The 24,034-nt window shown below is 71.3% G+C and carries 21 protein-coding genes; 11 read left to right on the forward strand and 10 right to left on the reverse strand.

Going from position 1 to position 24,034, the window contains the following annotated elements; all coding sequences use genetic code 11:
- Nucleotides 1-962: glycosyltransferase family 2 protein (locus ACFU9P_RS20375; RefSeq protein ID WP_384082745.1), on the reverse strand; the 962-nt coding region annotated here is incomplete at its 3' end.
- Nucleotides 959-1,840: a glycosyltransferase family 2 protein gene (locus ACFU9P_RS20380; RefSeq protein ID WP_376383018.1), complete on the reverse strand. Its 882-nt coding sequence runs from the start codon at nt 1,838-1,840 to the stop codon at nt 959-961. The genes ACFU9P_RS20380 and ACFU9P_RS20375, both read right to left, overlap by 4 nt.
- A 574-nt stretch (nt 1,841-2,414) precedes the next feature.
- On the opposite strand from ACFU9P_RS20380, the gene ACFU9P_RS20385 reads away from it, so the two are divergent.
- Nucleotides 2,415-3,221, forward strand: a complete 807-nt coding sequence (locus ACFU9P_RS20385) for an SGNH/GDSL hydrolase family protein (RefSeq protein ID WP_384082752.1) — start codon at nt 2,415-2,417, stop codon at nt 3,219-3,221.
- A gap of 295 nt (nt 3,222-3,516) precedes the next feature.
- A complete protein-coding gene (locus ACFU9P_RS20390; RefSeq protein WP_376383014.1) occupies nt 3,517-3,780 on the forward strand; it encodes a hypothetical protein in 264 nt (87 codons plus the stop codon).
- 280 nt (nt 3,781-4,060) lie between these two features.
- Here ACFU9P_RS20390 and ACFU9P_RS20395 read toward each other — a convergent pair whose 3' ends face one another.
- The 3 genes from ACFU9P_RS20395 to hmgA form a co-directional block, all read right to left on the reverse strand.
- Nucleotides 4,061-5,269 (reverse strand): type ISP restriction/modification enzyme, encoded by a 1,209-nt coding sequence (locus ACFU9P_RS20395; protein ID WP_384082755.1) that lies wholly within the window; start codon nt 5,267-5,269, stop codon nt 4,061-4,063.
- A 131-nt stretch (nt 5,270-5,400) separates the two neighbouring features.
- Nucleotides 5,401-6,189 (reverse strand): GntR family transcriptional regulator, encoded by a 789-nt coding sequence (locus ACFU9P_RS20400; protein WP_384082758.1) that lies wholly within the window; start codon nt 6,187-6,189, stop codon nt 5,401-5,403.
- Nucleotides 6,190-6,301: 112 nt separating this feature from the next.
- Nucleotides 6,302-7,630 (reverse strand): homogentisate 1,2-dioxygenase, encoded by a 1,329-nt coding sequence (hmgA, locus tag ACFU9P_RS20405; RefSeq protein ID WP_384082761.1) that lies wholly within the window; start codon nt 7,628-7,630, stop codon nt 6,302-6,304.
- Nucleotides 7,631-7,796: 166 nt separating this feature from the next.
- Between hmgA and ACFU9P_RS20410 the strand changes: the two genes are divergently transcribed.
- The 4 genes from ACFU9P_RS20410 to ACFU9P_RS20425 all read left to right on the forward strand — a co-directional run bounded on the left by ACFU9P_RS20410 (nt 7,797) and on the right by ACFU9P_RS20425 (nt 12,953).
- Nucleotides 7,797-8,477: a TetR family transcriptional regulator gene (locus ACFU9P_RS20410; protein WP_384083472.1), complete on the forward strand. Its 681-nt coding sequence runs from the start codon at nt 7,797-7,799 to the stop codon at nt 8,475-8,477.
- A gap of 229 nt (nt 8,478-8,706) precedes the next feature.
- Nucleotides 8,707-10,206: a CitMHS family transporter gene (locus ACFU9P_RS20415; protein WP_384082763.1), complete on the forward strand. Its 1,500-nt coding sequence runs from the start codon at nt 8,707-8,709 to the stop codon at nt 10,204-10,206.
- Entirely contained in the window at nt 10,206-11,477 is a 1,272-nt protein-coding gene (locus tag ACFU9P_RS20420; RefSeq protein ID WP_384082766.1) for an MFS transporter, read from the forward strand. Before ACFU9P_RS20415 ends, ACFU9P_RS20420 begins: the two co-directional genes overlap by 1 nt.
- A 114-nt stretch (nt 11,478-11,591) precedes the next feature.
- Nucleotides 11,592-12,953 (forward strand): ABC transporter ATP-binding protein, encoded by a 1,362-nt coding sequence (locus ACFU9P_RS20425; RefSeq protein ID WP_384082769.1) that lies wholly within the window; start codon nt 11,592-11,594, stop codon nt 12,951-12,953.
- 33 nt (nt 12,954-12,986) lie between these two features.
- Here ACFU9P_RS20425 and ACFU9P_RS20430 read toward each other — a convergent pair whose 3' ends face one another.
- On the reverse strand, nt 12,987-14,000 hold the full coding sequence (locus ACFU9P_RS20430) for a DMT family transporter (protein ID WP_384082772.1): 1,014 nt from the start codon (nt 13,998-14,000) through the stop codon (nt 12,987-12,989).
- A 32-nt stretch (nt 14,001-14,032) separates the two neighbouring features.
- Nucleotides 14,033-14,740, reverse strand: a complete 708-nt coding sequence (locus ACFU9P_RS20435) for an ArsR/SmtB family transcription factor (RefSeq protein ID WP_384082775.1) — start codon at nt 14,738-14,740, stop codon at nt 14,033-14,035.
- A gap of 172 nt (nt 14,741-14,912) precedes the next feature.
- On the opposite strand from ACFU9P_RS20435, the gene ACFU9P_RS20440 reads away from it, so the two are divergent.
- On the forward strand, nt 14,913-15,596 hold the full coding sequence (locus ACFU9P_RS20440; protein WP_384082778.1) for a TetR/AcrR family transcriptional regulator: 684 nt from the start codon (nt 14,913-14,915) through the stop codon (nt 15,594-15,596).
- Between the two features lie 24 nt (nt 15,597-15,620).
- On the opposite strand, the gene ACFU9P_RS20445 is transcribed toward ACFU9P_RS20440, so the two are convergent.
- Nucleotides 15,621-16,082 (reverse strand): MaoC family dehydratase, encoded by a 462-nt coding sequence (locus tag ACFU9P_RS20445; RefSeq protein WP_384082781.1) that lies wholly within the window; start codon nt 16,080-16,082, stop codon nt 15,621-15,623.
- A 323-nt stretch (nt 16,083-16,405) separates the two neighbouring features.
- On the opposite strand from ACFU9P_RS20445, the gene soxR reads away from it, so the two are divergent.
- Nucleotides 16,406-16,915, forward strand: coding sequence for a redox-sensitive transcriptional activator SoxR (gene soxR, locus ACFU9P_RS20450; protein ID WP_376382995.1), 510 nt, complete (start codon nt 16,406-16,408; stop codon nt 16,913-16,915).
- 126 nt (nt 16,916-17,041) lie between these two features.
- On the opposite strand, the gene ACFU9P_RS20455 is transcribed toward soxR, so the two are convergent.
- Nucleotides 17,042-17,653, reverse strand: a complete 612-nt coding sequence (locus ACFU9P_RS20455; RefSeq protein ID WP_384082786.1) for a hypothetical protein — start codon at nt 17,651-17,653, stop codon at nt 17,042-17,044.
- A gap of 333 nt (nt 17,654-17,986) precedes the next feature.
- Here ACFU9P_RS20455 and ACFU9P_RS20460 point away from each other — a divergent pair, with 333 nt between their 5' ends.
- The gene (locus ACFU9P_RS20460; RefSeq protein ID WP_384082789.1) at nt 17,987-20,833 is read left to right on the forward strand and encodes a penicillin acylase family protein; all 2,847 of its coding nucleotides are present in this window, start codon (nt 17,987-17,989) and stop codon (nt 20,831-20,833) included.
- A gap of 55 nt (nt 20,834-20,888) precedes the next feature.
- On the opposite strand, the gene ACFU9P_RS20465 is transcribed toward ACFU9P_RS20460, so the two are convergent.
- Nucleotides 20,889-22,142: an exo-beta-N-acetylmuramidase NamZ domain-containing protein gene (locus ACFU9P_RS20465; RefSeq protein WP_384082792.1), complete on the reverse strand. Its 1,254-nt coding sequence runs from the start codon at nt 22,140-22,142 to the stop codon at nt 20,889-20,891.
- A 225-nt stretch (nt 22,143-22,367) separates the two neighbouring features.
- On the opposite strand from ACFU9P_RS20465, the gene ACFU9P_RS20470 reads away from it, so the two are divergent.
- Together ACFU9P_RS20470 and ACFU9P_RS20475 are read left to right on the forward strand one after the other, a co-directional pair.
- The gene (locus ACFU9P_RS20470; protein WP_384082795.1) at nt 22,368-23,147 is read left to right on the forward strand and encodes an SDR family oxidoreductase; all 780 of its coding nucleotides are present in this window, start codon (nt 22,368-22,370) and stop codon (nt 23,145-23,147) included.
- Nucleotides 23,148-23,355: 208 nt separating this feature from the next.
- Nucleotides 23,356-23,949 (forward strand): TetR/AcrR family transcriptional regulator, encoded by a 594-nt coding sequence (locus ACFU9P_RS20475; RefSeq protein ID WP_384083475.1) that lies wholly within the window; start codon nt 23,356-23,358, stop codon nt 23,947-23,949.
- Nucleotides 23,950-24,034: the final 85 nt, after the last annotated feature.

A 24,034-nucleotide genomic window follows, 5' to 3' on the forward strand; every position in this document is an offset into this window, starting at 1 on the left:
ACCAGGTACCCTTTCGCCGCTGTGGCCACCCCTGTGACGCTCCTGTCCGCATGGGCCGCGCCTCCCGGGGGGCCCAGGGCCGCGTCGCGCAGCCCGCGCGCGACGCCCGCCGGGAGCACGTGAGTGGTGTAGCGGCGCTCGGATTCGAGCCCCTTGTCCGCGCCCACGCTCCGCGCGACCAGCGCCTTCGACAGCCCCTCGGCGTAGTTGCGGGTACGGAAGTAGCCGAAGCGCTCGCGTCCCGGCGGGACCTTGTGGTGGATGACCGACCGGTCGTCGATCAGGATCACCGCGTCCGGCACGGCCCTGCTCAGCCGGATGCACAGCTCCGTCTCCTCGCACCCCAGCGGGCGCTTGTCGCCGTCGCGCCCGATGCCCGTCGCGAACCCCCCGGCCGCGTCGAACGCCGTACGCCGGAACGACGCGTTCCCGCCCAGGACATTGCGGACCCGCACCCTGCCCCCGGGCAGCCCCCGGTACGTACAGCCGACCACCCAGTCGAACTCCTGGGGGAACCAGTCCGGCCGGCGCCCGGACGACCAGGCCGGTTCCGTACGCCCGCCGACCGCCAGCACCTTCGGGTCCTCGTACGCCTCGTCGAAGTACCGCAGCCAGTCGCGCTCGGCCACCGCGTCGTCGTCGAGGAACGCGACCAGCTCGCCGCGGGCGGCGGCGATCCCGGTGTTGCGGCCCGCGGAGAGGCCGCGGGGGCCCGCGTTGGCGAGCACCCGCACCTCCCCGCGCGCCGTGTGCTGCTGGTACTCCCGGGTGAGCCGCTCCAGCAGGGCCGGGTTGTGGTCGACCACGAGCAGGGTCTCCAGGGCGGGCAGCGACTGGGCCCGCACCGAGTCGACCGCCGCGAGGATGTCCTGCCAGCGGTCCTCGGTATAGACGCAGATCACCACGGAGAAGGGCCGGTGACGCCGGGCCGGGTGACGGTGGGTCCGGTGCGGGCGGCTCATGACACCTCGCCCCGGGGAACCGCGCCCAGGAGCGCCGTCGCGCCGGTACGGACGGCCCGCGCCGCCCGGGTACGCGCCGCCCGTACGGCCCGGGGGACGCCCCGCTCGCGGAGGATCACCCTGAGGACGCGGAGGCCGTCCCGTACGGCTCTCAGATTGCTGGCCCCATGGATCCGGTCGTACTCATGGCTGGGTATCTCCTGCACCTTCAGCCCGGCCTTGACGACCCGGATGTTCATCAGGGTCTCGACCTCGAACCCGGTGCAGTCCAGGGTGATGTCGTCCAGGCAGTGCCGCCAGAAGGCGTTGTAGCCGTAGCAGAGATCGGTGTAGCGGGCGCCGAACTTGGCGTTGACGACCGCGCACAGGACCCGGTTGCCGAGCTTGCGGATCGCGGTCATGTCGTCCGTACCGCCGCCGTTGGCGAAGCGGGAGCCCTTGGCGAAGTCGGCGCCGGAGACCAGGGCCGAGACATAGGAGACGATCTCCTGGCCGTCGGCCGAGCCGTCCGCGTCGATCATCACGATGATGTCGCCGGTGCACGCGGCGAATCCGCTGATCAGGGCATCGCCCTTGCCCTTGCCGCGCTGGGCGACGACCCTGACCTCCGGCCACAGCTCGCGGGCCACCCGCACGGTGTCGTCGCTCGAATCGCCGTCCACCAGGACGACTTCATGGATCCAGTCGGGCAGGGTCGCGAAGACGTATGGAAGGTTGCGCGCCTCGTTCATCGCGGGAATGACCACGCTCACGGGCGGCGCGATCGCGAGATGCGAGGAGACGGGCCGGTAGCGCAGGGCCCCGGTGGACGCGGCAGGTGCCGCTTCATGTGCTAACGGCTCTTCGCCCGGTGCCGCCGGGCGCAGAAAAGCGCTCACGAGTCGTGTTCCCTCTCGTCCGGTGGACCGCCCGCCCCCGGGCGGTCCGGCTGAGTTTCCGGTTCGAAAGGGGGGTTCTCACCCCGGACATGACGGCATGGCACTCCGTGCTGAGCGGGTGAGCTGTGGTACTGGCCGCGCGGCACGCGATTCGGCCCCGGGCCGTGTCGGCCTGGAGCGGTCACCGAGCGGCACCCCCCTAGGGCCCGACGACACCGTGACGACAGGCCCTATTGCACGCCCCGCCCCGGGACCCACCGCGGCACTTGAGCCCTCCCCTTGAGCCGCCATGCCGTGGACCGAGACCGATGGACCGATGCGGGTGGATGTACGACGGTATTGATGAATCGGACTGTATGGCAAGACCTGGGATCTCGAATCGCTTTTTGGCTTTTTGGCCGTACTTCGACGGTCGCATCCCGTACCTCCCTGATCGTTTCCATTCGATCTCCGGCAGATGCGGGGCAGCTCCGAAACCTCGCCGAAATGTTTTTGGCATGGACACTTCCAGTGAACTGTGGCGGCTGGTACCACAGTTCAGGCAGAAACCCTGCCCCTGCTTCGGAGAGGTCTCATGAAACTGTCCCGAATCACGGCACTCGCGTCCTCGCTCGTCCTGGGGGCGGTGCTGGCTCTCACCGGAGCGGCCGCCGCCCAGGCCGCCCCCGCCGCCGCCGTCGACTATGTGGCGCTGGGGGACTCGTACTCCTCCGGTGTCGGAGCCGGCGCCTACGACAGCGCCAGCGGCAACTGCAAGCGCACCCCCAGGGCCTATCCGGCCCTCTGGGCGGCCGCGCACGCACCCACGACCTTCGCCTTCACCGCGTGCTCCGGCGCTCGTACGGGTGATGTGACCGCCGGTCAGCTCGGCCCGCTCAACGCGGCCACCGACCTCGTCAGCATCAGCATCGGCGGCAACGACGCCGGCTTCGCCGATGTGATGACCACCTGTGTCCTCCAGTCCGAGGCCACCTGTCTCAACCGGGTCGCGCAGGCCCGCAGTTACGTCGACAGCACCCTTCCCGGAAACCTCAACTCGGTGTACGGCGCGATCAGATCGAAGGCTCCCTCGGCCCGCGTGGTCGTCCTCGGCTACCCGCGCTTCTACCAGCTCAACGGCAACTGTGTGGTGGGGCTGAGCGAGAACGAGCGCGCCGCGATCAACGCCGCCTCCGACCATCTCAACTCGGTCACCAGCAAGCGCGCCGCCGACCACGGCTTCACCTTCGCCAGTGTCGCCGGGGCCTTCACCGGGCATGAGATCTGCTCGGGCAACGCCTGGCTGCACAGCGTCAACTGGCTGAACATAGGCGAGTCGTACCACCCCACCGCCGCCGGTCAGTCGGGCGGCTATCTGCCGGTCTTCACCTCGGCCGCCTGATGCGGACGGGACCGGCAGAGGGTCCGGGCACCGCCGACGGGCCCCGGAGCCGCTGCCGGTCCCGTACTGGTCCCGTACCGGTTCCGGCCGGGCGGCAGGGCGTAGGTGGGCGGACCGGCTCAGAAGGCCCGCCCGGCGAAATGTCCAACTACCCCTGAAATGCGGTGGATCGAGCCATGGGCGTCAATCCCCGTACGGGTGTGGTTCCTTGCGAAGGCGGGATACCCGAGTGTCGTGAGGGGGCGCTAGGGTTAACCTGCCCGGGTCGGGTGCCCTCGTACGGGTGGGGAGTGACATGAAACAGATAACGGCACACAGCAGGGCGCGAGTCCCTGCCGTCGTGTGCGGGAGCAGCGCGACCAGTTCGCGCCTCGACCGCCATCTCTCGGTGCTCGGCGGTCCCGCCGTCCCGCAGGGAGAGACGGCCGAGGCGACGCTCCTGATGCGCGAACTGACCGCGCGGGACGCCTCCGAGACGCACCGGAGCAAGAGCGCGCGGGTCTCGCTCTTCGCGCCGCTGCGCCGGCTGCGCCGCTCGCTGTTCGGCAGCCGCGACTGACCTTCGCGGCAGCGAACCGGTGGCCGGCGTTCCGGTGCTCCGGTGTTCAGACGATCCATCACGCGCCCGGGTGATCCCGGCCCTCCGGCGCGGTGCCCTTCCCGCTCGCCCGTCCTCCCCAACGGCCCCGCGGCACCGCGTCGGATGTCCCCGGGCGGCTCGACCTGTACTCGACTCCCGCTCGACCCGTACTTGAGTCCCGCTCGACCCGCCCTTGAAGCCCGCTTGTCTTTTACGCGCGCTTCTGCCCTCGGGCCGGCTGCCCTCAGACGAGCTGCCCTCAGATCAGCGCGAACTGGCCTTCCGGGCCCTCTTCGTGGTGGTCCAGTACGGAGGCCGGCCGCCGTGCCGCGGACGGGACCGGCAGGACGCCCGCGGCCCGCAGCTCATCCGGACCGATCTCCGGGCCGCCGCGCAACTCCTTCTGGAGCGGCCGGAGTTCCGCGAGCAGCGCCAGCACCGTGATCAGTTCCAGCAGTTCCGAGGTCCACTCCTGCGGCCAGGCCGGGGGCCGGATCGCCTCCAGCGTGCCCGGCTCGGCGGGCGCGGTGCGCCGCTCGAACCACAGCTCCAGGATCCGTACCCCGCTCACCGTGAACTCCCATGCCCCGTGCGGTACGGGCGAGATCCGGCCCGTACCGAGCAGGAGCGCCTCGTCCTCCGGGTCGTATGCGATCTCCTCGGGCCGGGCGGGAATCGCGGCCCGTACGTACGGGCGCCGGCCGCCCGGCAGCCGGGGCCGTTCGCCGCCCCGCGCCCCGCGGAGCTGGACCTCGGTCATCCGCCGCCCGAGCGCGACCCCGGAGGCCCAGACGTCCGGATCGGCGGTCAGCGGGACCGCGGGGCCCTCGGGGGAGGGGACGGCGGCGGCGACGGCCCACGCCAGCAGCTCCTCGGCGGTGACCTCGTGCCCGTACCGGACCGAGAGCAGGCCGAGCAGCCCGGGGGCGACATTGGGTTCCGTGCCGCCGGGGCGTCGGTAGAGCGGCCGGATACGGACCGGCCCGCCCCCGGCGGAACGCCCGTCCGGCAGCAGCCCGGTCACCAGCAGCGCGGGGCCCTCGCCCTGCGGTACGTACCCCTGTTCCAGGGCGAAGAGCTGATGCTCGTCGGCGACCCGCCACAGCTCGGGGCGTGCCGCGTCGATCAGCCGGTGGTCCGGGATCAGCCACTGCTCGTCGAACGGTCCGTGCAGTACCCGGCGCGGCTGCGGGCAGCGCCCGGACTCCCGTGCGAACCGGCCGGTGCCGGTGGCCCCGCCCGGCAGCGCGGCGACCGCGCTGTGCGGCGTACGGGCCCGGCTCGGCCCGAACAGCGTCTCGCGCTCGGCGCCCCCGGCCCCTACGAGCCGGTCCCAGCGGGCCGTCAGGGACGCCCGGTCCGGGGCCAGGATCCAGGACCTGCCGAGCCGCAGCGGAGCCGCCGACCACGGCAGGAGATCCGCCAGCAGCGGGCTCCCGCCCGTCGTACCGGACCGCGTCGCCGTCATCCGGACCGCCCTCCCGTCGGTCTGCGCGCCCTCTGCGGCATCGTATCCGCCGCCCCATCGGGCCCGCCCGGACCCGCTTTGTCCTCGATCGCCGCACGGAAATCGCGGGACGGGCTCGTTGCGCTGTATCCCTAGTCGCCGGACGGGCTCTTCCGCGCCTGCTCGGCCGTGAGGTCCGTCTCCACTGTCACCGAGAACGAGAAACGGTCGCCCCGGTAGCGGATCCGGGCCACATCCACCACCCGGCCCTCGTCGTCGTACGTCACGCCCGTGTAGTGCAGGATCGGGCTGAGCAGCGGCACCCGCAGCAGCTCCGCCGTGGCCGGGTCCGCGAGGCGCGCCTCGACCGTGTCCGTGATCCGGCTGATCCGGACGCCGAGGCCGTCGCGCAGCACCTTGGTCATCGGCCAGCGCTCCAGGTCCGCCACGTCCAGCCCCGCCGCGATCTCCGGACGGACCGCGTTCTCCGCCCAGTTGACCGGCTCCCCGCTCTCGCCGTCGCAGCGCAGCCGCCGGTAGCTGATCACCTCGTCGAGTCCCGGGAAGTACTCGGCGAGTTCACCCGGGACCGGGGCGGGACCGTGCCCGAGGACGGTCGTACGCTCCCCCGACTGCTGCGCCACGATCGCGTCGACCGAGCCCAGCAGCCGGCGCGGCGCGCCCCGGCGCACGCCCGGCTCGATAAAGGTGCCGCGCCTGCGGTGCCTGCTGATCAGGCCCTCCTCCTCCAGCTCCTTGAGGGCCTGACGCATCGTCAGCACACTGACCCCGTAGTGCGTGGCGAGCTGCTCCTCGGTGGGCAGCCGCAGCGGATCGTGCGGCCGGCGGCCGAGTATCGAGGCGCGCAGCGACTGCGAGACCTGGTACCACAGCGGCAGCTTGCGGTTCAGGACCAGCGAGTCGGGGGCGAAGGCGGTCACCTGCTCCTCCACAACTGTGATCTCACGCCGGAACCCCTGGCCCGGAGCCCGACGGCCACGGCCCCCCGGATCAGGGCCCCTGGGCCGGAGCCCCTGAGGCAGGCCCCGTGTGTCAGGGCCTGAAGTGGCGCTCAAGACCCTGCCACACGTCGTCGTACCCGCGCTGGAGATGGGCCGCTCCGGCCGCCTGCGCGGTCGCGGCCACCGGCCAGCGGGTCTCGAACATGAACGCGAGACCGTCGTCGATCTTCTGCGGCTTCAGTTCGGCGGCGCTCGCCCGCTCGAAGGTGTCCCGGTCCGGGCCATGGGCCGACATCATGTTGTGCAGCGAGCCCCCGCCCGGGACGAAGCCGCCCTCGCCGGCCGTCTTCGCGTCGTACGCGCCCTCGATCAGGCCCATGTACTCGCTCATCACATTGCGGTGGAAGTACGGCGGCCTGAAGGTGTTCTCGCCGACCAGCCAGCGCGGGCCGAAGACCACGAAGTCGGCGTTGGCCAGGCCCGGGGTGTCGGAGGGCGAGGTCAGTACGGTGAAGATCGACGGGTCGGGATGGTCGTAGCTGATCGACCCGATGACATTGAAACGGCGCAGATCGTATACGTACGGCACATGGCTGCCGTGCCAGGCGACGACGTCGAGCGGCGAGTGGTCGTAGGTGGCGGCCCAGAGGTTCCCGCAGAACTTGTTGATCACCTGGACCGGCCGCTCGATGTCCTCGTACGCGGCGACCGGGGCCAGGAAGTCCCGGGCGTTGGCAAGGCCGTTGGCGCCGATCGGGCCGAGGTCGGGGAGGGTGAACGGCCGGCCGTAGTTCTCGCAGACATAGCCGCGCGCCGTCTCGTCCAGCAGCTCCACCCGGAAGCGCAGCCCGCGCGGGATCAGCGCGACCTCGCCGGGGCGGGCGGCCAGCAGGCCCAGTTCCGTACGGATCAGCAGCCCGCCGCGCTCGGGGACGATCAGCAGCTCGCCGTCCGCGTCGCTGAACACCCGGTCGGTCATGGCGGTGTTGGCGTGGTAGAGGTGCACGGCCATACCGGTGCGCCGCGTCGAGTCCCCGTTGCCGCCCAGCGTCCAGAGCCCGGCCAGGAAGTCCGTACCGGGGGCCGGGTCGGGCAGCGGATTCCAGCGCAGCCGGTTGGGGTCGGGGACGGTCTCGGTGAACGGTGCGCCCCTGACCGCGCCGTTGCCGATCCGTACGAACGGCGGGTGCGCGGCCGACGGGCGGATGCGGTACAGCCACGACCGGCGGTTCTGGGCGCGCGGCTCGGTGAACGCGCTGCCGCTGAGCTGCTCCGCGTAGAGCCCGAGCGGCGCGCGCTGCGGCGCGTTGCGGCCGAGCGGCAGCGCGCCGGGGACGGCCTCCGAGGTGTGTTCATTGCCGAAGCCGGGGGAGTGCTCAAGATCCCCGGCGGTCTTCCGTGCCTGCTCGATGCCGCTCATCGTCCGCGTCCGCTCCCTGTCCGCTCACGGCTCGTACCGTCCCTGTCCGGACGAATTCCTATGTACTACCGTAGGAATGCGGTCGCGGCACGTCAACGGGCCACGCGGCATCATGGGATCCGTGCCACACGACCGTACGGACGCGACACCGGGCGCGGAGCCGGACATCCGGCCGGATACGGGCCCGGGGCCCCGAGGGCTCCCCGCCGGGCCCGCCGGGGAGCCTTCCGCGGACGGGCTGCGCCGGGTGCCCGTCCAGCAGCGCAGTACGGAGCGGCTCGCCCGGATCCTCGACGCCTGCGCCGAACTCCTCGACGAGACGGGGTACGAGCGGCTCTCCACCCGGGCCGTCGCCGTGCGCGCGGGCGTGCCCATCGGCTCCGTCTACCGCTTCTTCGACAACAAGCGCGCCATGGCCGACGCGCTCGCCCGGCGCAATCTGGACCGCTACGCCGGGCGCGTCACGGAGCGGCTGGCACCGCTGGACGCGCGCGACTGGCGGGCCGCGATCGATGCCGTACTGGACGAGTACCTCGCCATGCGGCGCACCGTGCCCGGCTTCGGACGGGTCGATTTCGGCGCCCAACTCCCCCTGGGAACACGGGTGATGGCGACCGCGCCGGAGGCGGATCCCGGGCTGCGGGTGGTGGGCCGCCTGACCGGGCTGCTGGCGGCGCATCTCGGCCGGGCGCCCACGGAGCAGCTGCACCGGACGGTCCTGGTCGCGGTGGAGGCCACCGACGCACTGCTCCAGCTCGCGTTCCGCAGGGACCCGGCGGGCGACCCGGGGATAGTGGCGGAGACCAGGGAACTGCTCCGGGCGTATCTGGCGAGAACGCTGGACTGAGTGCTTGGACCGAGGGCTTGGACCGAGGGCTGGGGCGGTGGGTCTGGGGCGAGTGCTTGGACCGAGGGCCTCTCCGCTCCGGTCGCGGAGCCGGCGCCCCCGCTGTGACCTGGGGTTTTGCGCTTATTGCTCGCATGTCAACATCTTGTAAACGGCCGGAAACCGGCCCTAACGTCATGCGGACCGCCGCCCCGGCGGGAGTTCAAGGGTGAACGTGAGGGGCCTTTCCATGCTGACCATCCTCGGCTTTGTCATGATCGCCACCTTCCTGGTGCTGATCATGATGAAGAAGATGTCGCCGATCGCGGCGCTGGTGCTGATCCCCGCGCTGTTCTGTGTGTTCGTCGGTCAGGGCGGACAACTCGGCGACTATGTCCTCAAGGGAGTCGGGGATCTGGCGCCCACGGCCGCCATGCTGATGTTCGCCATCGTCTACTTCGGCGTGATGATCGATGTCGGGCTCTTCGATCCGGTCGTCCGGGGCATTCTGCGCTTCTGCAAGGCCGATCCGATGCGGATCGTCGTCGGTACGGCCCTGCTCGCCGCGATCGTCTCGCTGGACGGCGACGGCTCCACCACCTTCATGATCACCGTGTCCGCGATGTATCCGCTCTACAAGCGGCTCGGGATGAGCCGGATCGTGATGACCGGGGTCGCGGCCACCGCGAACGGCGTGATGAACACCCTGCCCTGGGGCGGCCCGACGGCCCGCGCGGCCACCGCGCTCAAGGTCGACGCCGGTGATGTGTTCGTCCCGATGATCCCGGCGCTGGGTGTGGGGCTGCTCTGTGTGTTCGTACTCGCCTATGTGCTGGGGGTACGGGAGCGCAGGCGGCTGGGGATGCTCACCCTGGACGAGGCGCTGGAGAGCGGGACCGTGACGACCGGGCAGCCGGTCCTGGTGAAGAGCGGCGGCGGTACGGGGACGAGCGCGACCGGCGGCAGCGGCACTGGCAGCGGCGGCACCGGAACCGGCGCGGACGACCGTACCGTTCCCGCCGAAGGAATGGGCAACCGTACCGTTCCCGCCGAAGGATCCGAACGCTCCGAAGGCGCACAGGGATCCGAGGGCCCCGGCGACGGCGGTTTCCAGGGGCTCGACCCGCACCGCGCCACCCTCCGCCCCCGCCTCTACTGGTTCAACGCCGCGCTCACCGTCGCCCTGCTCACCGCGATGATCATGGAGCTGCTGCCCATCCCGGTCCTCTTCCTCCTCGGCGCGGCGCTCGCCCTCACCGTCAACTACCCGAACATGGCCGACCAGAAGGCCCGGATCGCGGCCCATGCCGACAATGTCCTCAATGTTTCCGGGATGGTCTTCGCGGCGGCCGTGTTCACCGGCGTCCTCACCGGTACCGGTATGGTCCAGCACATGGCCGACTGGCTCGTCGGTGCCATTCCCGAGGGGATGGGCCCGCACATGGCGCTTGTCACCGGTGTGCTGAGCGTGCCGCTCACCTACTTCATGTCCAACGACGGTTTCTACTTCGGAGTCCTGCCCGTGCTCGCCGAGGCCGGCGCCGCCCATGGCGTCTCCCCGCTGGAAATAGCCCGTGCCTCACTGGTCGGGCAGCCGCTGCACATGTCGAGCCCGCTGGTGCCGGCCGTCTATGTCCTGGTCGGCATGGCCAAGGTCGAGTTCGGCGACCACACCAGGTTCACCGTCAAATGGGCCGCCCTGACCTCGCTGGTGGTGCTCGGCGCCGGGCTCCTTTTCGGCATCATCTGATGGTGCGGCGACGGGGCGGGGACCGGGTGCCCGGCGGGCGGGGCTGGCTCCTCCGGCTGGTCGTCGCGTTCTGCTTCGCGCAGGGCGCGGTGTCGATGGCGCGCCCCGCGGTCTCGTACCGGGCCCTTTCCATGGGCGCGGACGAGCGCGCGATCGGTGTGATCACCGCGGTGTACGCGCTGCTTCCTCTCTTTGTCGCCGTACCGCTGGGCCGCAGGACCGACCGGGGGCGGTGCGCCCCGCTGCTGGCCGCCGGGGTGGTCCTCATATCCGCCGGCTGCGCCCTCAGCGGTACGGCGGGCTCGCTCGCCGCCCTCGCGGTCTGGAGCGGGCTGATGGGCCTCGGGCATCTCTGCTTCGTCATCGGCGCCCAGTCGATCGTCGCCCGCCGCAGCGCCTCCGCCGAACAGGACCGAAACTTCGGCCACTTCACCATAGGCGCCTCCCTCGGGCAGCTCGCGGGACCGGCCGCCGCCGGGCTGCTGGTCTCCGGCCAGGGCGCGGGCATGGACCGTACGAGCGCCCTCGCCCTGCTCGCCTCGGCGGCCGTCGCCGCGGCCGCCTTCACCGCGCTCTGGCGGCTCGAACCCCGTACCCCCGCCGCCCGCGCCGCCGGACGGCCGGCCAAGGTGCCCGTCGGGCGGATACTGCGGACCAGAGGCGTCCCCGCGGGCATGTTCATCAGCCTGGCCGTGCTCTCCACGACCGATGTCCTCACCGCCTATCTGCCGGTCATCGGCGAGCGGCGGGGCATCGCGCCCGCCACCATCGGCCTGCTGCTCAGCCTGCGCGCCGCCGCCACCATCGCCTGCCGGCTGGTGATGCCGCCGATGCTGCGCCTGCTCGGACGTACGGCCCTGCTCACCGCGACCTGTCTGCTCGGCGGACTGCTGTGCGCGGGCATCGCCCTGCCCGTACCGGTGTGGGGGCTCGGTCTGGTGCTTGCCGCGCTCGGGTTCTGTCTGGGGGTCGGCCAGCCGCTGTCGATGACCACCGTCGTACGGGCCGCTCCCGACGAGGCGCGCTCCACCGCCCTGGCGCTGCGGCTCACCGGCAACCGCCTCGGACAGGTCGCCGCGCCCGCCTCCGCCGGTCTTGTGGCGGGGGTCGCCGGGGCGGCCGCGCCCTTCATGATGCTCGGCGCGCTGCTGATCGCTGCGGCGGGGATGGGACTGCGGAAGCCGGGCGCGACACCGGGCGGGACAGTGGACGGGACACCGGAATCCGCGGGGAAACCGGTTACTGAACCGGTTTCCCGGCACGGCTCCTGACGCCTTCCGTACCCTGGCCCCGAACCTTCGCGCGAAACGTTCCGCGACCGCGCGTAGTCGGCTAACTTCAGGCGTCGCACCCGCTCCACCTCTCCCTCCCCGGGCGGAACATCCATGACTCGCGCCATCTCTCTGCACAGTGTCACCAAGCTGTACGGCCGGTCCGTGCCGCCCGCCGTCGACCGCTTCTCGCTCGATATCGCCCCCGGTGAGTTCGTGGTGCTGCTCGGCCCGTCGGGCTGCGGCAAGTCGACCGTGCTCCGCATGATCGCGGGGCTGGAGGACATCACCGAGGGCGAACTCCTCCTCGACGGCGTGTACTCCAACCTCATGCCGTCCCGGGAACGCGGTATGGCGATGGTGTTCCAGAACTTCGCGCTCTACCCGAACATGACCAACCGCGACAACATCGGCTTCCCGCTGCGGCTGGAGAACCCCCGCGCGGACACCAGCCAGCGGGTCCAGGCCACCGCCAGGATGCTCGGCATCGAGAGCGTACTCGACCGCTATCCCAGCCAGCTCTCCGGCGGCGAACGCCAGCGGGTCGCGATGGGCCGGGCCATCTCCCGGCGGCCCTCGGCCTTTCTGATGGACGAGCCGCTCTCCAATCTGGACGCGAAGCTGCGTAACCATCTGCGTGCCGAGATAGCCCAGCTCACCGCCGAACTCGGCGTCACCACCGTATATGTGACGCATGATCAGGCCGAGGCGATGTCGCTGGGCGACCGGGTCGCGGTGATGCGCGGTGGAGTGCTCCAGCAGGTGAGTGCGCCGCGCGAGGTGTACGCGCTGCCGGAGAACGTGTTCGTCGCCGCGTTCATCGGCACCCCGCGGATCAATCTCCTCCAGGCCGTGGTGTATGCGCCGTTGGCCGGGCGGATGTCCATCGACCTCGGCAAGCAGCGGCTGCCGCTGCCCGAACCCCTCAGCTCCGACCACCAGTTGCTCCGGATCCAGCAGGGCCGGCAGATCATCGTGGGGCTGCGGTCCGAGGCCGCGCGTATCGCGTCGCCCAGCGAGGCGCGCTCCGGCGAGGTGGCGCTGAGCGGGATCGTCGAGCACATGGAGTACCAGGGGCACGAGGCGCTGGTGCATCTCAACACCGGCTCCCGGCCCGCCGTGGTGACCGAACTCGAATCGCCGCGGCCCGCGAACCGGCCGAGGACCGCCCCGCGCCGCCGCAGGAACGGGCAGAAGCCCGGCGTGCTGGGGCGGCTCCGGGGCCGGGCCGCCGGACGGGCCGGCGGTCCCGCCGGGGGCGTCGACGAGCCGGAGCAGCCGACGCCCCTCACGTACAGCCCCGACCGCCCGGCCATCACGGCGAGCGATCTCGTCGTCCGTACCGGCCCCGACATGCGGCTGCGGACGGGCGCGCAGGTGCCGCTCCTGGTCGATCTCGCGCATCTGTACGTGTTCGACGACTACGGCCGCCGGATCTGCCCGGCACCGAGGAAACTGCCGGGCCTGGACGCGTGAACGGGTTGCGCGGTCGACAACCGAGCCGTGTCCTCAAGCGCCGGACCGGCTGGCTGTGTCCTCAATCGCCGGACGGGCTGACCGTGCGCGGGAGCGTGCCACCGCCACTCCGGCCAGGCACAGTGCGCCGCCCGCGAGCGTGAACAGGCCGGGGACCTCGTCCAGGAACAGCCAGGACATCAGCACCACCAGCGCCGGAACCGCGTACGTCGTCGCCCCCATCCGTCCCGCCGTCGTACGGGCCAGTGCGTACGCCCACGTCGTGAACGCCAGCGCGGTCGGGAACACGCCCAGATAGACCATGTTGAGCGTGGCGGACAGCGGGGCGCTCCCGATCTCGTCGAGGAGCTGCCCCGCGAACGGCAGGCAGGCGACGGCGCCGATCAGACAGCCGAACACCGTCGCCTGGAGCGCGGTCGCCTTCGCCAGCACCGGCTTCTGCGCGACCACCCCGGCCGCGTACGCCACCGCCGCCAGCAGACAGAGCAGCACCCCGAGTACCGAGGCGCGCCCCTCGCCCGACATCGAGAGTCCCACCGCCACCGCGCCCGCGAACGACACCGCCATGCCCGCGACCAGCCGGGGCGGCAGCGTCTCGCCCAGCAGCCGGGAACCGAGCAGGGCGATGAGGACCGGGCCTATGTTCACGAGCATCGCGGCCGTGCCCGCGTCCACCTCCCGCTCGCCCCAGTTGAGCACCACCATGTAGACGCCGAACCACAGCACGCCCGAGACGACGATCCCGGGCCAGGCCGCCCGGGGCGGCAGACCTTCGCGCCGTACGAGCCAGACCGCGCCGAGGACCAGCGCCCCGGCGAGCAGCCGGCCGAGGGCCAGTGCCCCCGGCGAGTAGGCGGCTCCGGCGCTGCGGATCGATACGAAGGCCGAGGCCCAGCAGAAGACCGTCACCCCGGCCGCGGCCAGGGGGAGCCAGGCGGCGGGGGAGGGGGACTTCACCGAGGAGGACTTCACCGAGGGGGTCTTTACCGAGGGGGCCTGCGCGGAGGCCGTCCGCGCCGGTGGCGTCGTGCGGTGCGAGTGCGTCATACGGGGAAGGTACGCGGACAACAGTTCGGCCCTCACCGCAATATGCGCGGCTCGATCCCCAGCCCTTCGTACAGCGCCCGCTCGCCCTCCGGCGTCACCTTCACCGCCCGCTCGGAGCCGATCCGTACGCACCAGCCGCTGTCCAGCGCATGGCGGCAGAACGCCGCGCCCGCCACCCCGGCCAGATGCGGTCTGCGTTCCGTCCAGTCCAGACACGGCCGTACGAGCGGCCGCCGCCCCGAGCGCTCCAGAGCGATCCCGTACTCCCCGAACCACTTCAGGCCCCGGTCGGTGAGCGCGAAGCCGGTGTCCTGGCGGAGCAGTCCCCGTACGGTCATCGCCTCCGTGACCGCGAGCCCGAGGCGGCCCGCGAGATGGTCGTAGCAGGTGCGGCCGCGGGCCATGGCGCTGGTCGCGCCCGCCACCCGCAGGGTGCGGGGCCGCTCCGGCGCGGGTGCGGAGTGCGCGGCCAGGTCCTCGACGAGATGCGCGGCGCCCGGGTCGGCGAACCGTACGTACCGGTGGCGGCCCTGCCGCTCCTCGGCGAACAGCCCGCCCGCGATCAGCTTTCCGAGGTGCTCGCTGGCGGTGGAGGGCGCGACGCCCGCGTACCGCGCCAGCTCGCCCGCCGTCCAGGCGCGGCCGTCGAGCAGGGCGAGACAGAAGGCCGCGCGGGTCTCGTCGGCGAGCAGCGCGGCGAGACTCGCGAGCGGGGTTCCCGGGTGCGCGGTGGGTGCCATGGGTCCAGGGTGCGGCAGGAACGGTTCGGCGCGGACCGAAAGGTTGCTCGCCGGGTCGGGCGCGGCCGGGTTCCGTGCGCTCTAAGCGCTTGCTCAGCTCGGGGTATGGTGTTCGTCCTGCCGAGTGGACGGCCGAACGGAAGGCCGAGGGGCCGAGGGAAAGGTGCGAGCGATGCGGACGGCGGAGCAGACGGCGGACGGCGAGGGCGCTCCGTGGGGTGAGGTCGAGCCGGAGGCGGCCAGAAGGCTGCTGGTCGCCGCCGTCGAGGCGTTCGCCGAGCGCGGCTACCACGCCACCACCACCCGGGACATCGCGGGCCGCGCGGGCATGAGCCCGGCCGCGCTCTACATCCACTACAAGACCAAGGAAGAACTGCTCCACCGGATCAGCAGGATCGGGCACGACAAGGCGCTGGAGATTCTGACGGCTGCGGCGGACGGCGAGGGCACGGCCGCGGAGCGGCTCTCCGAGGCCGTACGCGCCTTCGTCCGCTGGCACGCGGCGCAGCACACCACCGCCCGGGTCGTGCAGTACGAACTCGACTCGCTCGCCCCAGAGCACCGTACGGAGATCGTCGAGCTGCGGCGGCGCAGCGACGCGGCGGTACGGCGGATCCTGGGCGACGGGGTGCGGGACGGCGAGTTCGATGTGCCCGACGTGCCGGGCACCACGCTCGCGGTGCTGTCGCTCTGCATCGATGTGGCGCGCTGGTTCAACGCGGCGGGCCGCCGGACGCCCGACGAGGTCGGCGCGCTCTACGCCGGTCTGGTGCTGCGCATGGTCTCGGCGCGGGAGCCGGCGGAGCCGTCGGAGCCGGGGGATTCGCAGGACCCGCAGTCGCACGCAGGGGCCTGACGAGCCTCGGAAGCCGCGGGATCCTCAGAAGTAGAAGCGCGAGACGGACTCCGCCACACAGGCCGGCTTCTCGCCGCCCTCCCGTTCGACCGTGACCAGGGTCGTGATCTGCACACCCCCGCCCGCCTCCACGGCCTCCTTGAGCACCGCCGAGGCACGCAGCCGCGAGCCGACGGGCACCGGGGAGGGGAAACGGACCTTGTTGGTCCCGTAGTTGATGCCCATCGTCACATTCTCGACCCGCAGGATCTGGGGGACGAACACGGGCAGCAGCGACAGCGTCAGATAGCCGTGCGCGATGGTCGTACCGAACGGGCCCGACGCCGCGCGCTCCGGGTCCACATGGATCCACTGGTGGTCCCCGGTGGCCTCGGCGAAGAGGTCGATCCGCTTCTGGTCGATCTCCAGCCAGTCGCTGTGCCCCAGTTGCTCGCCGACCCCGGCGCGCAGCTCGTCGGCGGAGGTGAAGATCCTCGGCTCGGCCATGTCCCTGTTCCCTGCCTCTCGGGGTCCCTGGCTTCTCGGTCTTCCCGGTCCCTGCCCCGCAGGCCCGTTCCAAGCGCTTGCTCAGCTTGCTGGGCCGGTGTGCTCCTGTCAACGCGCACACCCCGTACGGGCAAGACGGGTAAGTCCGAGGTGGCGTCGTCCGCCCGCAGGGCGGGCCTGGAGGCGGCTGGTGCGTGCGATCGCAAGGCGCCGCAGTGCCCTCGTAGCGGAGCTACTTGGGCATTTCGGCAACGCCGCGAGCGTGCGTGCCAGGCGTCTCCAGGCAGACGGAACCTCGGACTTACTCGTCTAGGGTTGGAGGAGTGCCGCAGATTCCCGAGAAGATCCATGAGCTGACCGTCGGACAGCTTTCCGCGCGCAGTGGCGCCGCGGTGTCGGCGCTCCACTTCTACGAGGCCAAGGGCCTGATCAGCAGCCGCAGGACCAGCGGCAACCAGCGCAGATACGGGCGCGACGCGCTGCGCCGGGTGGCGTTCGTACGCGCCGCCCAGCGGGTGGGCATCCCGCTGGCGACGATCAGGGACGCCCTCGCCGAACTCCCCGAGGAGCGCACGCCGAACCGCGACGACTGGGCCCGGCTCTCCCGGGCCTGGCGCTCGGAGCTGGACGAGCGCATCAAACAGCTCGGCCGGCTCCGTGATCACCTCACGGACTGCATCGGCTGCGGCTGTCTGTCCCTGGAGACCTGCGTGCTGTCCAATCCGGACGATGTGTTCGGCGACCGGATGACGGGCTCGCGTCTGATGCCGGAGGCCCGGGTTCCCAAGGAGCGGCCGGACGCCGGACGCCCGGACACCACCCGCTGCTGCTGACATCGGCTCGTACGGCTGCTCGTACCGCGGTCGTACCGCCGTGGCCACTCACCGCGGAGCCTGCTGCCCACTGCTACTCGCCGTCCGCTGCGGGGGCGCGCCGTCCTGGTGCCGCCCCCGCGGATCTCATGCCACCGAAGCGAGTTCCTTGAGCCGTGTCCGCTTCGCCCGGGCCAGCGCCTCGGGGGTGAGCAGCGGCTGCGGTACGACGATGCCGCAGCTCCGGCAGACCGGTCCCGACCACGGCTCGTTGGACAGATCGGGCCGCCAGACGATCCCCGGCTCCGCGCAGACGGGACAGGCCACGCCCGGCTCCGACTGCAGGCCCGAGATCAGCCGGCGCAGCACCTCGGCGAGCGACTCGGACGGATGGACCGCCGGGTCGTCGCAGCGGGCGACACCATTGCCGCCCCAGGTCCGCCGGTGCCAGTCGTCGAAGCTCCCGGGCCGCCTCAGCCCTTCGTGCTTCTCGCGCCTGCGCCGCTCCGCGAATTCTCCCTCGTACACGAGCCAGACGGCCCGCGCCTCTTCCAGTTCATCGAGCGCGGCCATCAGCCGCGCCGGGTCGGGGGACCTGTCCTCGGGCTCCATACCGTGCCGTGCGCACAGATGATCCCAGGTCGCCCGGTGTCCATAGGGGGCGAACCGCTCCAGGCACTTGCGCAGTGAATACCGTCGCAAGGCCAGATCACATCGCGGATCGCGCACCTGTCTCGCAAGACTCCGGAATCCGGCCATCGCATGCCACCTCCGTCGCTACTTCGGCGTTGAGGAATGGACGTACGCCTGCCCCGTTTGGCTCCATCAAATTCCAGATTGCTTCGATGAACCAGTCATAACGGCTGTTTTCGAGCGAAATTCATGCGCGATGCATAGGTGACTCAGAGGAAACCCGGCGCGTCGGCCCCGAGCGCGGCAGCCCGTAGGTCACGAGTGCGGCAGCCCGTCGGCCCCGGGTGCGGCAGCCCGTGGAGAGGTGTTGATGTCCCGGAGAAGGTGACTGATGTTCACCTTACCGATCGGTCATACCCTCGGTAACCTCCCGCGCACCGGACTCCCCGAGGAGCACCCATGCGACGACGCACCGGAAGACTCACACCCGCCACCGCCGCCGCGGTGTGCGCGCTGGGCGCGGCTCTGCTGGTCCCGCTGGAGCGGGCCTCCGCCGTACCCGCCGCACTCGACCGCGCGCCCGCGTCCACGTCCGCGCCCGCCGCCGACCCCGTCACCGACCACTGCGCGAACCGGTGCGCCGACATCCTGCCGCCCGGCCAGAACGGCAACGCCACCCTCGCCGAGATCCTCGCCCACCAGGGGTTCGGCACCCGCCCCGGCCACAGCTCCGACCAACTCGCCCGGTACGACGCGCTGGTGGCCGGCCAGAGCGGGCTCACCGACGAGAAGCTCACCGACTTCTTCAACGACGCGTCCTTCGGCGTCCCCGCGGACCGGGTCGAATCCGTCATCACTCCGCGCCCCGATGTCACCATCACCCGCGACAAGCAGACCGGCGTCCCGCACATCAAGGGCACCACCCGCTACGGCACCGAGTTCGGCGCCGGTTACGCGGCGGGCCAGGACCGGCTCTGGATGATGGACCTCTTCCGCCATATCGGGCGCGGTGAGCTGACTCCGTTCGCCGGCGGCGCCCTCGCCAACCAGGGCCTGGAGCAGCAGTTCTGGCCCGCCGCCCCGTACACGGAAGCCGACTACGAGGCGCAGATCGAGCGGATCAGGACCACCGGCGGCGAGCGCGGCGAGCTGGCCATGGCCGACGCGCAGGCGTATGTGGACGGCATCAACGCCTACCGGCAGCAGTCCAAGAACGGCCGCTACTTCCCCGGCGAGTACGTTCTCACCGGCAAGGTCGACGCGATCACCAACGCCGGCGAGATCCAGCCGTTCAAGGTCACCGACCTGATCTCCATCGCCTCCGTCGTCGGCGGCCAGTTCGGCGGCGGAGGCGGCGGCGAGGTGCAGGCCGCGCTCTCGCTGCTGGCGGCGCAGCAGAAGTACGGAGTCGTCGAGGGCACCCGGGTCTGGGAGTCCTTCCGCCAGCGCGACGACCCCGAGGCCGTCCTCACCCTCCACAACGGCACGGCCTTCCCGTACGCGAGGAAGCCCGCCCAGCCCAGGGGCACGGCCCTGCCCGACCCGGGCTCCGTACGGCCCGAGCAGCTCGTGTACGACAGGACGGGCTCGGCCGGCACCGGTGCGAAAGCCCCCGTCCGCGCCCCCGCGCTGCTCAAGCCCGCCCAGGGGATCTTCGACGACGGGGTGATCCCGCCCGGCTCGCTCTCCGCCGGTCGCGGCATGTCCAACGCCCTGCTGGTCTCCGGCGAGCACACCGCGAGCGGCAACCCCGTCGCCGTCTTCGGCCCGCAAACCGGCTATTTCGCGCCACAGCTCCTGATGCTCCAGGAACTCCAGGGCCCCGGTATCAGCGCCCGCGGCGCCGCCTTCGCGGGTGTCGGGATGTACGTCCAGATGGGCCGCGGCCAGGACTACGCCTGGAGTGCCACCTCATCGGGCCAGGACATCACCGACACCTACGCCGTAGAGCTGTGCGAACCCGACGGATCGGCCCCCACCACGGCCTCCGCCCACTATCTCCACCACTCCGTCTGCACCCCGATGGAGAAGATGGAACGCGTCAACTCCTGGAAGCCCAGCGTCGCCGACTCCACCGCCGCGGGCTCCTACCGGCTCCAGGTCCGGCGCACCGAGTACGGCATGGTCACGCATCGCGCGACCATCGGCGGCAAGCCCGTCGCGTACACCTCGCTGCGTACGACCTACCGGCACGAGGCCGACTCGATCATCGGCTTCCAGATGCTCAACGACCCCTCGTACACCAAGGACGCCGCCTCCTTCCAGCGCGCGGCCTCACACATCGGCTATGCCTTCAACTGGTTCTACGCCGACTCCCGCACCGCCGCGTACTTCAACAGCGGAATGAATCCGGTGCGGGCGCCCGGCGTCGATCCGGCGCTGCCGGTCAGGGCGGAGCCGGCGTACGAATGGCAGGACTACGACCCGGCGTACAACACCGCCGCGTACACCCCCTTCGCCGAGCATCCGCAGTCGGCCGGGCAGGACTACTACATCTCCTGGAACAACCGGCAGGCCAGGGAGTACGACACGGCCGGCTTCGGCTTCGGCGCGGTGCACCGGGGCGATCTCCTCGACGACCGGGTCAAGGAACTGGTCGCGGACGGCGGGGTCACCCGTGCCTCCCTCACCCGGGCGATGGCCGAGGCCGCGGTGACTGATCTGCGCGGTGAGCAGGTGCTGCCCGAACTGCTCAGGGTGGTGCGCTCGGCACCCGTCACCGATCCCCAACTGGACACCGCCGTACGGCAGTTGGAGGCCTGGGGCGCCGCCGGGGCGCAGCGCAGGGAGACCGCGCCCGGCTCGCGTTCGTACGGCCACTCCGCCGCCGTACGCATCATGGACGCCTGGTGGCCCCGGCTGGTGGAGGCCCAGTTCAGGCCCGCGCTCGGAGACGGTCTCTACCAGGCGCTCACCGCCTCGCTCCCGGTCGACGAGTCACCGGCGTCGAGCCACGGCCCGACCGGCGCGCACAGCGGTTCGGCCTTCCAGTACGGCTGGTGGGGATATGTCGACAAGGACCTCAGGCAGATCCTCGGCGACCCGGTCCAGTCCCCGACGGCGACGACATACTGCGGCAACGGCACCCTCAACGCCTGCCGCGACACCCTGCTCACCACGCTCAAAACAGCCGCGTCCCTGCCCGCCACCACGGTCTACCCCGGCGACGACAACTGCGCGGCGGGCAACCAGTGGTGCACGGACGCGATCATCCACCGCCCCCTGGGCGGCATCACCCACCCCACGACCAACTGGCAGAACCGACCGACCTACCAGCAGGTAGTGGAGTTCGGGTCTCACCGTTAGCGGTCGGCCCCGAACCGCCGTACGGGCTGAGGCAGCCCGTACGGCGTGGCGGTGCTCAGGCGTAGAGCAGGTAGGCGCGGCGTGTTCGGCTGAATGTTTTCAGGTCGTTCTGCCAGGTGGCCACCACCTCGTCCGTGTCGGCGCCCGCGTCGATCAGGGTGCGGACCTGGGTGGAGCCGGTGAGTTTGTCGATCCAGTTGTCGGGGCGCCAGGCGAAGCCGGGCCAGGTGCGGTTCGCCGTCACCAGGAGCGCGATTCCGGTGCGTACCGGGTCGAAGGAGTCGCGGTCGTGGACATGGAGCTGGACCCCGCCGATCGTCTTGCCCTGGAACTTGGAGAAGGTCGGAGCGAAGTACGCCTCGCGGAAGCGCACCCCGGGCAGCTCCTGCGCGTTGGCCGCCTCGGCCCAGCGGCGGTCGATGCCGTCCGCGCCGAGGAGTTCGAAGGGGCGGGTCGTGCCGCGCCCCTCGGACAGGTTCGTGCCCTCGAACAGACAGGTGCCCGCGTAGACCAGGGCCGTGTCCGGTGTCGGCATATTGGGGCTCGGGGGTACCCAGGGCAGTCCGGTCGCGTCGAAGAAGTCCGAACGGCGCCATCCCGACATTGTCACGGCCGTCAGGTCCACCGGCCGCTCCAGGAACTCGCCGTTGAAGAGCAGTGCCAGCTCGGCGACCGTCATCCCGTGCGCCTGCGAGATCGGCCGGCGGCCCACGAAGGTCGCGAACTCCGGCTGGAGCACCGGCCCGAGAGCGGCGCGCCCGGTGACCGGGTTGGGGCGGTCCAGTACGACGAAGCGCTTGCCCGCGAGCGCCGCCGCCTCCATGCAGTCGTAGAGCGTCCAGATATAGGTGTAGAAGCGGGCACCCGCGTCCTGGATGTCGAAGACGATCGTGTCGACACCGGAGGCGGTGAAGATGTCCGCGAGCGGCTGCCCGCTCTTGAGGTATGTGTCGTAGACCGGCAGCCCGGTCGCCGGGTCGTCGTAGCGCCCCTCCGAGCCGCCCGCCTGGGCCGTCCCACGGAAGCCGTGCTCCGGGCCGAAGACCGCCATCAGATCCACCCGGTCGTCGGTGTGCATCACATCCACCACATGGCGGACGTCCCGGGTGATCCCGGTGGGGTTGGTGACGATGCCGACCCGACGGCCCGCCAGCGGGCGGTAACCCCCGGCCGCCAGCCGGTCGAAGCCCGTACGCACCCCGGTCCGGCCGCCCGAGCGCGCGGCGGCGGGGGAAGTGCCCGCGGCGAGCGCCCCCGCCGCCCCCACCGCGCCGCCGGCGGCCAGCACACCCCGTCTGGACAGGCTCATTCCGCTACCTCCGTGGTCGGGTCGTCTGTCATGCCCACGTACGCTAGTGCGCCTGACCGCCGTACGGAACGGAGCGGAACGGCGTACGGAGCGGTGCCCGCGCTCCCGCGGTGCTCCCCAGCCTGCCTCCTCGCGCCGAGCGCCGTCTCTTCCGTGACCACATACCGACTGGTTAGTCTGCTGAGCAGTGTTCGAAGTGTCAGCGGTCCGGAGAGGCAGGTCCTGATGAGTACGGTCCCGATCAGCACGGTGAGTGGCGCGGGGGTGGTGGTCACCGGGGCCGGCGGAGGCATCGGTGCCGCGCTCGCCCGCCGGTTCGCCGCCGAGGGTGCCCGCGTGGTCGTCAACGACCTGGACGCGGAGAAGGCCCGTACCGTCGCCGCCGAGATCGGCGCGCTTGCCGTCCCCGGCGATGCCTCGCTGATCGTCGCCGAGGCCCGCGAGGCGCTCGGCGGCACCGTCGACATCTACTGCGCCAACGCCGGTGTCGGCGCGGCCGGTGACGCCCTCTGCGAGGACGATCTCTGGTCGGCCGCCTGGGACGTCAACGTCATGGCGCACGTACGGGCCGTCAGGGAGTTGCTGCCGGACTGGCTGGAGCGCGGCAGCGGCCGGTTCGTCTCCACCGTCTCCGCCGCCGGGCTGCTCACCATGATCGGCGCCGCCCCGTACAGCGTCACCAAGCACGGCGCGCTGGCGTACGCGGAGTGGCTCTCGCTGACCTACCGCCACCGCGGCCTCGCCGTGCACGCCATCTGCCCGCAGGGGGTGCGTACGGACATGCTCACCGCCTCGGGCAGCGCGGGCGATCTGGTGCTGGCCGCCACCGCCATCGAGCCCGAGGCGGTCGCCGACGCCCTCTTCGCCGCCATGGCCGAGGACCGCTTCCTCGTCCTGCCGCACCCCGAGGTGGCCGGCTACCACCAGGCGCGCGCCGCCGATCCGGACCGCTGGCTGGCCACGATGAACCGTGTCCAGCAGACCTGGGAGGGGACCGCTGGCTAAGACCCGCGAGCCCGTGCCTTCCCGCCGGAGCCATCCGCCGTAACTAGTGGGAAGATCCTCCGAAAGGGACTGTGCTCTTCGAAGTTCCCTCGAACGAACGACGAACAACAGACGACAGATGACGTACAGCGCGAACAGTACGAGCGACACGAGTGACACGAGCAGTACGCGCGCGAGCGGCACGGAGCGGAAGGCGGGTGGCGGCCCCATGGCCAGGACGACGGACGGAGACGGAGTGCCCGTCCCCCAGAGGCTGCTGGCCGCCGCCACCCGGCTCTTCGCGGAGCACGGCTACGACCGCACCTCGGTCCAGGAGATCGTCGAGGCGGCGGGGGTCACCAAGGGCGCCCTCTACCACTACTTCGGCTCCAAGGAAGACCTCCTCCAGGAGGTGTACGCCCGGGTCCTGCGCCTCCAGCAGGAGCGCCTCGACGCCTTCGCCGACGCGGACGAACCGGTCGAGCGCCGGCTGCGGGCCGCCGCCGCCGATGTCGTCGTGACGACGATCGAGAATCTCGACGACGCCTCGATCTTCTTCCGCTCGATGCACCACCTCAGCCCGGAGAAGAACAAGCAGGTACGGGCCGAGCGGCGGCGCTACCACGAGCGGTTCCGCGCGCTGATCGAGGAGGGCCAGCGCGGCGGGGTCTTCTCCTCCGCCACCCCGGCCGACCTCGTGGTGGACTACCACTTCGGCTCCGTCCACCATCTCTCCACCTGGTACCGCCCGGACGGCCCGCTCTCTCCGCAGCAGGTCGCCGATCATCTCGCGGACCTGCTGCTGCGGGCGCTGCGTCCGTAGGGCCTGTGCGCCGTACAGGCCCTACGGACGGTCCCGGTCCCTGGCGTACCGCTGACGCTAGCCCGGTAAATGGCCCGAGTTGAGA

It is taken from the genome of Streptomyces sp. NPDC057617, assembly GCF_042800555.1.
Lineage (GTDB): Bacteria > Actinomycetota > Actinomycetes > Streptomycetales > Streptomycetaceae > Streptomyces.

What these genes read in the sequence shown, in the direction of transcription:
- ACFU9P_RS20440 (WP_384082778.1), top strand. Translation starts at nt 14,913, where the DNA reads ATGCGGACGGCGGAGCAGACGGCGGACGGCGAGGGCGCTCCGTGGGGT.
- ACFU9P_RS20395 (WP_384082755.1), bottom strand. Translation starts at nt 5,269, where the DNA reads ATGACGGCGACGCGGTCCGGTACGACGGGCGGGAGCCCGCTGCTGGCG.
- ACFU9P_RS20465 (WP_384082792.1), bottom strand. Translation starts at nt 22,142, where the DNA reads ATGAGCCTGTCCAGACGGGGTGTGCTGGCCGCCGGCGGCGCGGTGGGG.
- ACFU9P_RS20460 (WP_384082789.1), top strand. Translation starts at nt 17,987, where the DNA reads ATGCGACGACGCACCGGAAGACTCACACCCGCCACCGCCGCCGCGGTG.
- ACFU9P_RS20445 (WP_384082781.1), bottom strand. Translation starts at nt 16,082, where the DNA reads ATGGCCGAGCCGAGGATCTTCACCTCCGCCGACGAGCTGCGCGCCGGG.
- ACFU9P_RS20385 (WP_384082752.1), top strand. Translation starts at nt 2,415, where the DNA reads ATGAAACTGTCCCGAATCACGGCACTCGCGTCCTCGCTCGTCCTGGGG.
- hmgA (WP_384082761.1), bottom strand. Translation starts at nt 7,630, where the DNA reads ATGAGCGGCATCGAGCAGGCACGGAAGACCGCCGGGGATCTTGAGCAC.
- ACFU9P_RS20425 (WP_384082769.1), top strand. Translation starts at nt 11,592, where the DNA reads ATGACTCGCGCCATCTCTCTGCACAGTGTCACCAAGCTGTACGGCCGG.
- ACFU9P_RS20415 (WP_384082763.1), top strand. Translation starts at nt 8,707, where the DNA reads ATGCTGACCATCCTCGGCTTTGTCATGATCGCCACCTTCCTGGTGCTG.
- ACFU9P_RS20470 (WP_384082795.1), top strand. Translation starts at nt 22,368, where the DNA reads ATGAGTACGGTCCCGATCAGCACGGTGAGTGGCGCGGGGGTGGTGGTC.
- ACFU9P_RS20420 (WP_384082766.1), top strand. Translation starts at nt 10,206, where the DNA reads ATGGTGCGGCGACGGGGCGGGGACCGGGTGCCCGGCGGGCGGGGCTGG.
- ACFU9P_RS20475 (WP_384083475.1), top strand. Translation starts at nt 23,356, where the DNA reads ATGGCCAGGACGACGGACGGAGACGGAGTGCCCGTCCCCCAGAGGCTG.
- ACFU9P_RS20430 (WP_384082772.1), bottom strand. Translation starts at nt 14,000, where the DNA reads ATGACGCACTCGCACCGCACGACGCCACCGGCGCGGACGGCCTCCGCG.
- ACFU9P_RS20455 (WP_384082786.1), bottom strand. Translation starts at nt 17,653, where the DNA reads ATGGCCGGATTCCGGAGTCTTGCGAGACAGGTGCGCGATCCGCGATGT.
- ACFU9P_RS20435 (WP_384082775.1), bottom strand. Translation starts at nt 14,740, where the DNA reads ATGGCACCCACCGCGCACCCGGGAACCCCGCTCGCGAGTCTCGCCGCG.
- ACFU9P_RS20390 (WP_376383014.1), top strand. Translation starts at nt 3,517, where the DNA reads ATGAAACAGATAACGGCACACAGCAGGGCGCGAGTCCCTGCCGTCGTG.